Origin of the sequence: Frondihabitans sp. Leaf304 (assembly GCF_001423105.1) — a bacterium.
GTDB lineage: Bacteria > Actinomycetota > Actinomycetes > Actinomycetales > Microbacteriaceae > Frondihabitans.
The window spans coordinates 1782007-1794754 of the sequence record NZ_LMNV01000002.1; the positions used below are offsets into that span (position 1 = coordinate 1782007).

Annotated in this window: 15 protein-coding genes; 2 read left to right on the forward strand and 13 right to left on the reverse strand. The window is 67.2% G+C overall.

Translation table 11 applies throughout. The annotated features are described in order from the left end of the window. Positions 1-238 precede the first annotated feature (238 nt). The 8 genes from ASF54_RS07980 to ASF54_RS16770 all read right to left on the reverse strand — a co-directional run bounded on the left by ASF54_RS07980 (position 239) and on the right by ASF54_RS16770 (position 9394). Positions 239-850: a TetR/AcrR family transcriptional regulator gene (locus tag ASF54_RS07980; RefSeq protein ID WP_235480973.1), complete on the reverse strand. Its 612-nt coding sequence runs from the start codon at positions 848-850 to the stop codon at positions 239-241. 2 nt (positions 851-852) lie between these two features. Then, the gene (locus ASF54_RS07985) at positions 853-2922 is read right to left on the reverse strand and encodes a CocE/NonD family hydrolase (protein WP_055960706.1); all 2070 of its coding nucleotides are present in this window, start codon (positions 2920-2922) and stop codon (positions 853-855) included. Continuing rightward, positions 2919-4679, reverse strand: coding sequence for a dipeptide ABC transporter ATP-binding protein (locus ASF54_RS07990; RefSeq protein ID WP_055960708.1), 1761 nt, complete (start codon positions 4677-4679; stop codon positions 2919-2921). Before ASF54_RS07990 ends, ASF54_RS07985 begins: the two co-directional genes overlap by 4 nt. Further along, the gene (locus ASF54_RS07995) at positions 4676-5569 is read right to left on the reverse strand and encodes an ABC transporter permease (RefSeq protein ID WP_055960709.1); all 894 of its coding nucleotides are present in this window, start codon (positions 5567-5569) and stop codon (positions 4676-4678) included. The genes ASF54_RS07990 and ASF54_RS07995 overlap by 4 nt, the downstream gene beginning before the upstream one ends. Then, positions 5566-6651 carry an ABC transporter permease gene (locus ASF54_RS08000; protein WP_084816038.1) on the reverse strand — a complete coding sequence of 362 codons (1086 nt, stop codon included), beginning with the start codon at positions 6649-6651 and terminating at the stop codon, positions 5566-5568. The genes ASF54_RS07995 and ASF54_RS08000 overlap by 4 nt, the downstream gene beginning before the upstream one ends. Then, on the reverse strand, positions 6648-8225 hold the full coding sequence (locus ASF54_RS08005) for an ABC transporter substrate-binding protein (protein WP_055962311.1): 1578 nt from the start codon (positions 8223-8225) through the stop codon (positions 6648-6650). The genes ASF54_RS08000 and ASF54_RS08005 overlap by 4 nt, the downstream gene beginning before the upstream one ends. Positions 8226-8451: 226 nt before the next feature. After that, on the reverse strand, positions 8452-9060 hold the full coding sequence (locus ASF54_RS08010) for a DUF1349 domain-containing protein (protein ID WP_055960711.1): 609 nt from the start codon (positions 9058-9060) through the stop codon (positions 8452-8454). Positions 9061-9112: 52 nt separating this feature from the next. Beyond that, positions 9113-9394, reverse strand: coding sequence for a hypothetical protein (locus ASF54_RS16770; protein ID WP_055960713.1), 282 nt, complete (start codon positions 9392-9394; stop codon positions 9113-9115). Positions 9395-9454: 60 nt separating this feature from the next. Here ASF54_RS16770 and ASF54_RS16775 point away from each other — a divergent pair, with 60 nt between their 5' ends. Beyond that, positions 9455-9793, forward strand: coding sequence for a cupin domain-containing protein (locus ASF54_RS16775; protein ID WP_055960714.1), 339 nt, complete (start codon positions 9455-9457; stop codon positions 9791-9793). 142 nt (positions 9794-9935) lie between these two features. Here the strand turns inward: ASF54_RS16775 and ASF54_RS08025 are convergent, their stop codons facing one another. Both ASF54_RS08025 and ASF54_RS08030 read right to left on the reverse strand, forming a co-directional pair. After that, entirely contained in the window at positions 9936-10199 is a 264-nt protein-coding gene (locus ASF54_RS08025) for a type II toxin-antitoxin system RelE family toxin (protein ID WP_055960716.1), read from the reverse strand. Continuing rightward, positions 10196-10444, reverse strand: a complete 249-nt coding sequence (locus tag ASF54_RS08030) for a type II toxin-antitoxin system Phd/YefM family antitoxin (protein WP_055962313.1) — start codon at positions 10442-10444, stop codon at positions 10196-10198. Before ASF54_RS08030 ends, ASF54_RS08025 begins: the two co-directional genes overlap by 4 nt. Before the next feature lie 100 nt (positions 10445-10544). Here ASF54_RS08030 and ASF54_RS08035 point away from each other — a divergent pair, with 100 nt between their 5' ends. Then, positions 10545-10976 (forward strand): hypothetical protein, encoded by a 432-nt coding sequence (locus ASF54_RS08035; protein ID WP_055960718.1) that lies wholly within the window; start codon positions 10545-10547, stop codon positions 10974-10976. Between the two features lie 91 nt (positions 10977-11067). Here ASF54_RS08035 and ASF54_RS08040 read toward each other — a convergent pair whose 3' ends face one another. The 3 genes from ASF54_RS08040 to ASF54_RS08050 form a co-directional block, all read right to left on the reverse strand. Next, the gene (locus ASF54_RS08040; RefSeq protein ID WP_055960720.1) at positions 11068-11451 is read right to left on the reverse strand and encodes a cupin domain-containing protein; all 384 of its coding nucleotides are present in this window, start codon (positions 11449-11451) and stop codon (positions 11068-11070) included. Between the two features lie 54 nt (positions 11452-11505). Then, positions 11506-11802, reverse strand: coding sequence for a DUF1801 domain-containing protein (locus ASF54_RS08045; RefSeq protein WP_233572973.1), 297 nt, complete (start codon positions 11800-11802; stop codon positions 11506-11508). Between the two features lie 292 nt (positions 11803-12094). Next, on the reverse strand, positions 12095-12679 hold the full coding sequence (locus tag ASF54_RS08050) for a TetR/AcrR family transcriptional regulator (protein WP_055960724.1): 585 nt from the start codon (positions 12677-12679) through the stop codon (positions 12095-12097). Positions 12680-12748: the final 69 nt, after the last annotated feature.

Consider the following 12748-nt stretch of genomic DNA (forward strand, 5'->3'; position numbering starts at 1 on the left):
GTGCCGACCTGGTTGACCCCAGAAGAGGGGGCGAGGCGACGAACTACCCCGGTTTTATAGGGATCTCCGTCCTGCGAGACCGAAATGTGACCGGCAAAATGATGCCTCATAGTCGTATCTGGGCGTCATGAAGACCCCCATGAACCTTCTTAGTCGACATCTCGGCCCGGCGGGGTACAGGCATGTACCCCAAATACGCTGCTGCCAGGGTGCGGCGAGAGCTTCCAGAGGACTGGAACTAGCTGAAGAGGGCAGCAGCAGGTGCGAGCTCGTGGTCCAGGAAGGTCCACATCCAGCCGAGCGCCCGCGCCCGGGTCAGCCCGGGGGCCTTCTGCGCGAGCTGCGTCGCGACCCCGTCGCTGTACGCGGCGAGCTTGAGGGCGACCTCCGAGGCGTCCTCGTTCGCAAACACCCCGAGGTCGATACCGCGCCGGACGGCCCGCACGAGACATGCCTCCCAGATACGGATGCGCTCGGAGTACTCCTCAGCGACGGCCGGCTTCCGAGCCACCGCCGTCCAGTAGTCCGACCAGAGCCGCCAGTGCGCCTCGGCCTCGTCACTGTCTTCGAAGAGCGGCTCGACCAGCATCCGCACACCGCGCACGGGGTCCGGCTCGGCGTCGACCGCCTTGATGATCGACGCGTAGAACCGATCCGTCTCGAGCACGACGACCTCGTTGAGAATCTCGGCGACGCTTCCGAAGTGATACGTGACGGTGCCGACCGAGACCTGCGCCTCGGCGGCGATGTCACGGAGCGTGGTCGCTCCGAGGCTCTTCTGGAGGATGACCTCCCGGGCCGCCTCGACGATCATCGCGCGGCGAACGGCAGGCTTTTCCCGCCGTGCCACGCTCACGCGGACGTCCGGGGAACGACCTCGTCGAACGAGCGATCTGCGACGAGCACCTCCGCCGCTTCGGGGCCACCGTCGCGCGCCCAGGCCCGCACGGTGTTGACGACGCGATAGGCATCGGCATCTGCCGTCACTCGCGAGGTCGTCTCGAGGCGGGCCCGCCACGACGGCTTCTCGAGGCCGATCGCCCACCGCGACTCGGCCACCGCGGATGTCGGGTCGCCCTCGGTGATCCGGTAGGTCTCTCGGCTGCTCTCGGTGAAGACGAGACCGTCGGGATAGAGGCGGGAGCCGCCGTAGCCCGGGTCGACATCGAGCACCCACTCTCCCGTCTCGACGTCGTGCGTGACGCTTCGCTGCGACAGGGGCGGAGCAGCAGCTTCGTCCTCAGTCGGCGGCACGGCCCGGATCGCCATCGGCGTGGAGCGGGTCGCGGGCTCGAACTCCACTCCGTCGTCGTCGGTACGAGTCCACTCGGGGATCGTCACGCTGCTCCGCTCCGGCGACACGATCAGTGTCGCCTCCTCGGCGTGCGGCCAGATCCACGGCCAGTAGGCGCTCGACACCGCGATGCGCAGCCGGTGCGCCGCGGGGAAGGAGTGCCCTGTCGAGACGAGCGACACTCGCACGACCTCCTCGACCCCGGGAACCATCAGGGTGTTCCCTGCTCGGCCGCTTCGCTTGTTGAGGTTCAGCGCCCCGCGTGTGACGAGGGTCGAGCTGCCGTCGGGGGCCACATCACAGAGCCGCACGACGATGTTGGCGTCGGGCACGTCGCTCGATACGGCGAGGTCGACGAGCACGTTTCCCAGGATGTCGAGCCGGCCGTCGACGGGCAGGTCGAAGCACACCGAACGGCCGTCCTCGGCCCGCTGATCCGGTGGCAGATCGGTCGTGTTGCCGAACGGGAAGAAGCGTCCGGCGTCGGCACCGGTCTGCTGCGGCGAACGCACCACGACACCCGAGGTGGGGCGAGCTCCTGCGTCAAGACGCACGGGCGCGGGGCCGGCAAACGACGACAGCCCGACGATTCGAGGTGACGCGCACGACGCCGGTGCCGGCCACGAGGGGGAACCGACCCAGCGCCCGGTCCGCTCTGCGTAGTACGTCGACGGCGGCTCGGAGTTGTTGATCCATGCTCGGAGCGCTGGCTCGCGCGTGACGCCGGTATCGATACCTTTGAGCCACTGGTCCCACCAGCGGAGTGTCTCCTGCAGAAAACCGATTGACGGCCCGGGGGCGAAGCCGCGGTCGGGGTACTGGTGCGACCAGGGCCCGATGATGCCCTTGACGGGCGCGGACAGGTTGGCGACGAGCCGCAGCACGGCGTCACGGTAGGGGTCGGCCCATCCCCCGACGGTGAGCACGGCGGCAGAGATCGCGGAGTAGTCCTCGGCGACGCTCCCGTGGCGCCAGTAGTCGTCGCGTTCCTGGTGCGCGAGCCACGTCGGCGTCATGGGCCGGTTGGACTCGAGCCGCTCGCGCCACCGGTCGACCCAGTCGTCGCCGACGACCTCGGGTCGCGGCGGCCGCGAGTTGAACGCGAACATCGTGCCGCCCCAGGCGGCCATGTCGATACCGAGCACTGCGCCACCCATGTAGTGCACGTCGTTGTCGTAGCGGTCGTCGGTCGAGCACACCGTCACGATCGCCTTGAGCGCCGAGGGGGCCCGGGCCGCGAGCTGCAGCCCGTTGAACCCGCCCCACGAGATCCCGAAGACCCCGACTGCGCCGGTGCACCACTCCTGGGCGGCGATCCACTCGATGACCGCGACCCCGTCGTCGAGTTCTTGCACGGAGTACTCGTCATCGAAGAGACCGTCCGACGAGCCGGATCCGCGGATGTCGACGCGAATCGACGCGTACCCGTGCTCGGCGTACCACGGGTGCCGTTCGCTGTCGCGCGGGGCCGTCCAGTCGTCGAGCCGGTACGGCAGGTATTCGAGGAGCGCGGGGACGGGCGCCCCCGACGAGAGAGCCCAAATTCTGGCATGGAGGCGCACTCCGTCCGGCATCGGAATCCAGACGTCGCGCTCCGTCACCGTCGGCGACGAGGTCGCGTCGGTCATGCGTCCTCCCAGTTCCTGATGCTGTGCCCGTCACCGAGATCCCGCCAACCTCCGCCGGCCGCGTCGCGCCAGGTCGCCACGGCGTCCTGCACGTCCGGCAGCTCGGTCGTGCCGGGTTCGAGCGTCGCGTCGAGCAGCTGCCGAGTGTAGGGGTGGTTCGGTCCGGCGAAGACACGACCGGTCGGCCCGATCTCGACGATGCGACCGCCGGTCATCACGGCCACACGATCGGCGACGCCGCGCACGACGGCCAGGTCGTGGCTGATGAACAGGCAGCTGAGGCCCTTGTCGCGCTGCAGGTCGGCGAGCAGTTGCAGGATCTCGGCCTGCACCCGGACGTCGAGTGCGGTCGTGATCTCGTCGGCGATCACGAGCTGCGGCCCGGCGGCGAGCGCGCGGGCGATACCGACGCGCTGGCGTTGCCCACCCGACAGCTGCGCGGGGAGCCGAGCGGCGAACGACGGAGAGAGCCCGACCTCGGTGAGGATCTCGCCCACACGCTCGGCAGACGCCGTGCCGGTGAAGAGCTTCAGCGGCCTGGCGATGGCCGCTCCGACCGTCCGGCGCGGGTTCAAGGAGGTGTCAGCATTCTGGAACACGAGCTGCACGGCGCGGCGGAGGTCGAGAGACCGCCCAGACACCGGTTCGGCCAGATCTCCGGACACCCCGTCGCCGGCGAATCGGAAGGTGCCGGACTCTGTCGGGATGAGACCCGCCAGCGCGGTCGCGAGAGTCGACTTGCCGCTGCCCGATTCGCCGACGACGGCGAGCGTCTCGCGCGGCGCGATGGTGAACGACACATCCTGCACCGCCGCGGGCAGATGCCGGGCGTATCTGATGACGAGGCCGTCGGCCTGGACGACTGGTGGAGCGGGCGCAACGGCTGCCGGATCGGGTTCCGCGGATCCTGCGCTCTCGGCGAAGCCGTCGGCAGGAGCCGGCGCGAGGGCCGCCCCGGGGATGGCCGCCAAGAGTTCCCGGGTATAGGCGTGCTCCGGCGTGGCGAAGAGGTCGGCCGTGGGGCGGTGCTCGACGACGACACCGTCGCGCATCACGGCGATCTCGTCGGCCATGCTCGACACGACGCCCAGGTCGTGGCTCACCAGCAGGATCGCCATCTCGAGCTCCACCGCGAGGTCTCTGATGAGCTCGAGCACCGCGGCCTGCGTTACGACGTCGAGCGCGGTCGTCGGCTCGTCGAGGACGAGCACCTGCGGCCGCGCGGCGATGGCCATGGCGATCGCGATGCGCTGCTGCTGGCCGCCCGAGAGCTGGTGCGGGTACCGCAGGACGATGGATTCAGGATCCGGGAGCCGCACTCGTCGCACGAGCTCCTGCACCCGGTCGTCGCCGCTCGGCAGCCCGTGGCTTTCGAGCGCTTCACGGAGCTGTCGGCCCACGCGCATGGACGGCGTCAGCGCTTGCCCGGCGTTCTGGGCGACGAGAGCAGCCGTGCCGCCCCGGAGTGCCCTGGTATCGACGGGGGAGAGCGCGAAGACGTCGTCTCCGGCGACCTCCACGCTGCCGGCGACGATCCGCGAGCCGCGACGGAGGTGCGCGAGCAGTGCCCGGGCGACGGTCGATTTGCCGCTGCCCGACTCTCCTACGAGGCCGAGGGCCCGGCCCGGACGGATGTCGAAGCTCACCCCGCGCACCACTGGCACGTCGGTGCGTCCGGCTGTGTACGAGATCGCGAGGTCGTTCACCCGCACGACGAAGCCCGTCGTGGTCGGTACGTCGTCGACGGTCGTCGTCATGATGTGGCCCCCTGCTGTGCGCGGTCGATGCCGAGGGCCTTGCTGAGGCCGTCGGCGCTGAGGTTCAGGCCGATGACGAGAGTCGCCAGAGCGACGATCGGTGCCAGCGTGCCCATCGGAACCACGGTGAGCGCGGTGCGGTTCTCCTGCACCATGAGACCCCAGTCCGGCGTCGGCGGGTTCGCCCCGAAGCCGAGGAACGAGAGCGTGGAGATGAGGAGCACGATCCACGACGCCCGCATGGCGTACTCCACGAGCACGACGTCGAGGACGTTGGGGAGGATCTCGCGGAACACGATGCTCAGCGGTTTCTCGCCGCGCGCCCTGGCGGCGGTGACGTAGTCCTGCGTGATCACGGTGCGGGCCGCCCCACGGACCACCCGGGTCACGGCGGGCGCGTAGACGACCGTCACCGCGAGCACGATGACCCAGAGTCCGGAGTCGAACACGGTCACGACGACGAGGAGGGCGAGGATCGACGGCACGCTCAACAGGGCGTCGACGACGCGCATGACGACTTCGTCGAACCAGTTGTCCGCGTAGGCGGTGACGGCACCGAGCACCGTTCCGATGGCGACCGCGATGGTCGTGGCGAGGAACGTGACGAGCAACGCGTACCGTCCGCCGTTCAGCACGCGCGACAGGATGTCGCGGCCGTACTGGTCGGTGCCGAGCCAGTGCGACCACGTCGTGCCCGAGAGCACGTTCGTGGAGTCGGTCACGACGGGATCGTGCCCGGCGATCACCGGCGCGAGGAGCGCGAGGACGACGTGCAGGGCGATAAGGCCGAGGCCGATCGACAGCGCGGTCGAGGCTCGAAGCGGGGTCGTCCATCCGCGCAGACGACCGCGGAAGCGGGTCAGCGGTGATGACTGAAGTGCGGCGGTCATGCGCGATCCTTCCTTGCGCTGGAGGTGCCCGCGGTGGCGGTGGCGGTGTCTGCGGTAGCGGGGCCGGCACTGGCTGCGGCGAGGGCGGCCGGGCGTCGTGCGGTACCGCGGGGTCGCGCACGGCGCCCCCGCTGCCTGGTGCGAAGCCGAGGATCGAGGGCGAGCGCGACGAGGTCCGCTGCCAGGTTGCAGACGACGTAGATCAGGGCGCTCAGCAGCGCGATCGCCTGGATCGTCGGGAGGTCTCGGTTGAAGACCGACTCGAGCATGAGCTTGCCCATGCCCGGGTAGTTGAAGACGTTCTCGACGACGACCACGCCGCCGAGCAGCCAGGCGACGTTCAGCGCGACGACGTTGAGCGTCGGCAGGAGCGCGCTCGGGACCGCGTGCCGCCAGACGATCTGCCGCGTCGACAGCCCCTTGAGCTCGGCTGTCGTGATGAACTCCGACGCCATCACGTCGATGGTCGAGCTCCGGGCGGTGCGCACGATGTACGCCGCCATCGCCAGTGTCAGAACGATCATCGGGAGCCACACGGACGGCAGGAGCTGCAGCACGGTCGCGTCACTCCCCCGCAGGACCACCGCGGGGAACACCGGGATTGCGATCGCGAACACCAGCACGAGGACGGTGGCGACCATGAACTCCGGCACGCTCATGACCACGAGGCTGATGAGCGAGATCACGTGGTCGCTCGCTCGTCCCCGACGGACCCCCGCGACGACTCCGAGGGTCAACGACACGGTGACGCCGATGAGCATCGCGGGAACGGCGATGAGCATGCTGTTGCGGAACGCGACGAAGAGGGAGGGCCCGACGGGGTCGCCGCTCACGAGCGACGTGCCGAAGTCGCCGTGCGCGGCGCCGATCAGCCAGTTGCCGTAGCGGAGCCAGACGTTCTGGTCGAGCCCGAGCGACTCGCGGAGCGCCTTGACCGCGTCCGGCGTGGCGTTCTGGCCGAGGAGCTGCTGCGCGACGTCGCCGGGGAGCAACTGGATCGCGAGGAAGACGAACAGCGAGGCGAGAACGATCGTGAGGATCGCGGTGCCGATTCGACGGAGGACGGTTGTCAGTACGGTCATTTGCGCAGTCCGATCCGGAGGTAGTCGAACTCGAAGCCGAACTCCCGGTAGTTGACGACGTCCCTAGATATCCCGACCAGTCGGTCACCGAACATCGGGGTCATGTCGGCCCCGTCTTCGATGATCAGTCGCTGGGCGTCTTGGTAGAGCATCCGTCGACGATCGTCGTTCATGGTGGCGCGGGCGTCGTCGAGCAGACCGTCGAACGTCGTGTTCGACCACGCCGACTCGTTGTAGCTGGAGCCCGTGCGGAAGATCTGGTTGAGCAGCTGGTCGATCGGCCGGCCTGTGAACCAGTAGCTCACCATGAGCGGCTTCTGCATCCAGATCTCGGTGTAGTACGAATCCGACGAGGCGTTCCGCACGGTCAGGTCGATACCCGCCGCCTTCACCTGGTCGCGGTACGCGACGGCCATCGGCGTGAACACCGACTCGTAGCTCGACGTGTAGATCGACGTCTTCATGCCGGAGCGCCCGGCCTTCTTGAGCAGCGCCCGCGCTTTGTCCGGGTCGTAGACGCGCCGGTCATCGTCGAACGCCGCGAGGGTGGGCGGCACCGGGTTGTCCCACCCAGGTGAGCCGGTGCCCTGGAGTGCCGTCGCGACGATCACCTTCGGGTCGTAGGCGAATTTCATCGCCTGCCGGACCATCGGATCCTTGAATTCGGTGCTCGTCGCGAGCATCGGGATCGTGTACCACTGGGCGTTCTTGACTCGGGCGACTGTCGCCCGGCTCGACGCGGAGACGACCCGGGCCGTGGCGAAGTCGAGGTTAGTCTGCGAGATCAGGTCGATCTGCCCGGCGAGGAGGGCGTTCACCCGGGCGGTGGTGTCTTGGATCGACGAGAAGTCGATGCCGTCGAGCGCCGGGCGGCCGGCGAAGTGGTCGTCGAACGCCTCAACACTGCCGGAGCCGGCTGGCGCGAACGACGAGAGCTTGAACGGCCCCGTGCCGATGCCGGTCGTACCGATCGTCGCGATCTCACCAGCCGGCACGATGTAGCACTGGTAGGCCGTGAGGAGCGACGGGAACTCCGCGTTCGGCTTGGTCAGGTCGAACCGGAGCGTGTACGGATCGGGCGCCGACATGCTGTTCTTGTCGAGCATGTCGCCGAGCACGCCACCCTGCGGCGACGCGGTCTTCGGGTCGAGGATGTGCTCGATCGAGGCGATCGCGTCGGCAGCCGTGAAGGTTTTGCCGTTGTGGAAGCGGACGCCCTTGCGGAGCCGGAACGTCCAGGTCGTCCCGTCGGGGGTCGCGTTCCACTCCTCGGCGAGGTCGGCGACCGTTTCACCCGCCTGGTTCTGCTTCACGAGGCGGTTGTAGAGCGCGCCGAGGTACTCGTAAGCGGAGAGGCTGCTCGCGGAGTCGAGAGTCTCGGCAGCAGACGCGGCGGGGCGCGCGATGCGGAGGCGACCGCCACGGGCAGCGATACCGGTCGCGGCACCCTCGGGGATGGTGGTGGACCGGGCGCCGCTGGTGCAGCCGGTAAGAGTGAGAAGACCGAGACCGGCAAGACCTGCGGCACCGGTCAGCAGGGTTCGGCGACTCGGGCCGCGCTCGTGGTCGTTCATCGGGGAAGGGACGATGGGTGGCATTGGGGAGAACCCCTCCTGTCAATCGTTCTTGTGAACGATAGATGACATGAGCACCCGTCACCAGCCGACGTTGAGGCGTGCGCGTGCCACAGAGGGCGCCTCCGGTGCGCTCAGTGCCCCGCCACTGCACCGATCCAGGCGTGCTGGAGCGCTGAGATCGGCACGTCCTGAGTGTTTACGAAAGCGTTACACCGGGTCGCGATCACCGGCCGTCGCGAAGGTCGGTCAGCGTGGTTTCCGCATAGACGATGTCGCTGAAACTAGCCCAGCATCCGTCGCCCAGCGGGGCTTGAGCGAGAAAACCGATCGACAGGGGCTCTGCCGCAGGGGCAAACCGGAACACCCGGACGAAGTCCCACCGCTCCCCATCGTCCGACGAGTGGAACGCCACCGAGGATCCGATGCGTGCGGCACGCAGAAACACCCCCGATTCGTCAAAGACCGCACTGTTGCAGTCGTCTGAGTACCGGTCGGTGACGACGCTCACCACCATCGATTCGCCCTGGGGAGAGAACTCGTTGCACACCTTCGCCCAGTGATCCCGGTCGCGCCAAAGAGCAATGGCACCCGCGTCGAAGGTCGAACGCTCGCCTTCGACCACCACGCGCGCAGACACGATGAAGTCGCCGTCGGGCGCTATAAACGCCAGCGCCGTCGCAGCATGCTGCTGAGGTCCGCCCGCGGCGTCGTTCGTCCAGTCGACCCCCGCCTCCGCATGGAGAGTCAGCGTGCCGGCAGCCTCGTCGACCTCAGCCCGGCCTTCTGTGCCGGTCCAGTGGAGGGGAGGGAGTCCGGGAATCGAAAGGGTCATGCTGCACGCTAACGGCGAGCAGCCCGTGGCCACAACGCTGAGGCGCTCTGCCTCAGGCTGCTGGGCGAGAGCGACGGCGCACTGCCGTCATAACCAGGGCCGCGGCCGCCACGAAGGCTACGACGGCGCTGATCCGCCCGACAACCTGGGCTGTGACAGCCGAGTCATACTGCTCCTTCGTCACCACGATGTCGGTTCCTTCAGGAAGGAACGACACGAACACGGGCGCGAACGGGGCGGCCCGAGCTGTAGCGATCGCGCAGACCACGACAGTCGCGGCAAAGACGATACCGAGGGCGACCAGCCATCGATTCGAGAGCTGAGGTCGGGTCATGCCACCACCGTAGCTCCGTCAAGTTGCCGTGACGCGCCAGGGGCATGGCAAGCTGCGACCATGAACGACTCTCCCATCTCCCGATCGACCCTCTTGGATCAACACCTCGGCTCGGCCACCGACGTGTCTCACGTGGAAGTGCGCCGAATCTCGATCTCGCCCTTCACGGTTGGCGGTGCGCACACGCACAATGGCCCCGTGTTCGGAGTGATCGAAAGCGGTTCCGCCACTTTCCAGATCGGCCAGGGAGACGAGACGATCCTGCGGGCCGGCGACGTCTTCTACGAACCCGCCGACGTCGTCATCTCCAAGTTCGACACCGCCGACGAGGCTGTGGTCTTCCTCGGCTACTTCCTTCTCGGCGAAGGCGCAGCGCCCGAGATCACCTTCTGCCAGTAAGTGCCACAGGCCCTACAAATCTGGGTTGCCCACGGTGGGAATTAGTTGCCTAGCGTCGATTTTCAGTCCGCCATCCGCATCGATCACGCAAGGTAGCTAGTCCCCCGCGCAAGCAACGATCTGTGTTTGGTCTATACCGGCGTCAGTGGGTGTCATAGACGTCACGGCGGTGACCGACGGTAACCACGACAACTAACAGGACGTCGTCCTCGATTGTGTAGATGATCCGGTAGTTACCCACCCGCACCCGCAGCCCCACCCGACCCTGCAACGCTTTCGCCCCGGGGGGTCTCGGGTTTTGCCCCAGGAGCGCGATGGCGCCCTGAACTCGACGGGCGTCTTGAGGGTCGATCTTGCGAAGCGCTTTGACGGCGGCCGGCCGCAATTCGATCCGGTACGTGCTCATTGCCAACCGAGGTCGGCCTTGACCTGATCCCAGGGTATGTTCGGCCCCTCATCAGCCATGGCCTCATCGAACGCGTGCACATCCTCGACGTCTTCGAGGGCATCCATCAACCGGTCGTACTGCGCCGGGCTGATCATCACCGCCGCCGGTTTGCCATGCCGTTCCAAAAACACCGCCTCCGTGTGGGCGGTTTCTATCACCTCGGGCAGCTTCCCCCGGGCATCACTCACGCTGATCGTCGACATGTCCCCACTGTACAAAATGAGGGCAGCATTGTACAAGTAGCGAAATCCTTGATGCGGGATCGTGACTCGCGCGAGAGCGCCGATAGGTGACGATGGTGCTGTGCCGAAACGACAAACGCGACTGATCGCTGCTGCAGGGCTCGCGCTAGCTTTCCCGCCTCTCCTCTCGGCATGCAGCAACACCCCCGCCGACCCCATCGCGGCGGCCCGCACTCTCGCGGATGCCCCCGGCTGGGTCAGCGCGCCGACCGGCACGGACTGCGGTGACGTTGATCTGACGGCCGATCGCAGCCTTCCCGACAAAGCCCTCAAGTGCCTTTCCGATGCGCGAGGCGCGGGCCACGAGGCTCGTCTCGCGTGGATCGAACGGACGACGGAGGGTGACCCGGTTCCCTACTTCGCCAAGACCGAGGAGTCGGGCCTGACTGTCGTGTCGACCTCGGCATACGACAGCTTCGGCCAGGGCGGGTGGAGCGAGAACGAGTGCGCAGGGATCGCAGCACTCGGGACCTGCCTGGCCGACGCCGAGTAAAGCGGCCGGAGACGAGCGAGGTCGGAAATGAGCGCCCGGCGGGCCGGAGCTCGGGTGCCGGGATCCTTGTGTCTCTAGAAACGCGGCTAAGTCACAGGGCCTCACCGAGCTGACGCTCGATGGGCACCGTGCCCTCGACGATGACATCGCCCGTGTGTGCGGTGGTGACGGTTTCGATGAGCACGATCTCGACCTCCTCGTCGGCGACGGGGTTGTGCTGCACGCCTCGGGGCACGACGTAGAACTGGCCCGGGGTGAGCACGACCTCCTGGTCGTCGGGAAACTGAATGCGGAGGGTGCCTGACACGACGAGGAACATCTCGTCTTCGGCGTCATGGGCATGCCAGACCAACTCGCCGAGGAGTTTCGCGACCTTGACGTATTGATCGTTCACCTTGCCCACGACGCGCGGGGTCCAGTGCGCGTCGACCTGCTGGAGTTCGCGGGCGACGTCGGTCTCATGGGGAGTGGTCATAGATCCATCGTGGGCCATGGGCGCTCAGACGGCGAGACGGACCTGTGCCGACGACTACCGGGCCGCGCGCGCTACCCACTCGGCGATCAGCACCGCCGACGCATCGGTGATCTTTGTCACTGCGTACGACGTCGGCCACAGACCGGACTCGTCGTCGAGCGCAGCCATCCCGCTGAAACCCAGCGTCGAGTATCGGGCCTTGTCGTCGATCCCACTTCGAAAGAACACGACCACCTTGCCGGCCTTTGCCCATCCGGGTTGGCCGTAGTACAGCTTGGGCACCAGATCCGGGGCGACTTCACCGACAATGACACCCAGCCTCTCGGCGAGGGACCGGTCAGGATCGCTCATCGCCGCTATCTTCTCCGCCACCGCAGTGGAGTCAGCAGCGGCTCGTGCTTCGGCGCTGAGCCGACGAGCGTCTGCCCTGTTCTCGGCGGCCCGCTGTGTGATGGCGGCTTTCTCTTCGGCCGAAAAGCTTTCTGACCCTGATCCGTTCACGAGAGACCCTCCCTTGGCGTCAGTCCAGCATGCCTCGAGGAGAGGCGAATTCTCTGCACATTGACACCCGCCAGGTCCGGGTTGCCCTCCCGGCACCTCTCGTGCCGAATTCTTCGAACCCAACCGATGGGCCAATCTACGATTACGAAAGGGACGACGGCCGAATGCTCGTCACGTTCTCCATCAGGAGAGCGTTGAGGGCACGGTAGAGGTCGTCGGGATTGCCGTCCCAGGTCTCGTCGACGATCCAGGAGTTGGTGATGTGAGTCGCCTCGGTGGTGATCCGGCGGGCTTCACGGGTGATCTGAGCCTCGCCGAGTCGGGTGCCGAAGAAGAACCGGATCCTCGACTCCACCCGGGAGACGATGAACGGCCCCATGCGGGCATCGATCTTTTGGGCCATCGCGCCGATGCGCAGAGCCCGATAGAACAGACGCCGCTTCGCGTAATGGTGAGCGAAGGCACTGAGAGGGGGCGTGTCGGAGGCCTCGATCTCGAACGTCGAGAGGTCGCGGGAGCACGCGTCGAGAGCGGCCTCCACGAGAAGTTCGTCGGTCGAGGCGAAGGCGTCGACGACAGTCGCATCATCGACACCGGCAGCGGCGGCAATCTCTCTCGTAGTAACCGCGGGAGTCCCCTCACGCTCGACCACCACGATTGCCGCGTCGAGAACGGCGGAACGGATCGCAAGGTCGATCGCCCCAGAAGGCTCGGCAGAAGTACCCATGTCGATCGACCCTCCCCCTGCGCCGCCGCGCTCGCATGAGCCCGACGGCACCCAACGCTAGAACCCTCC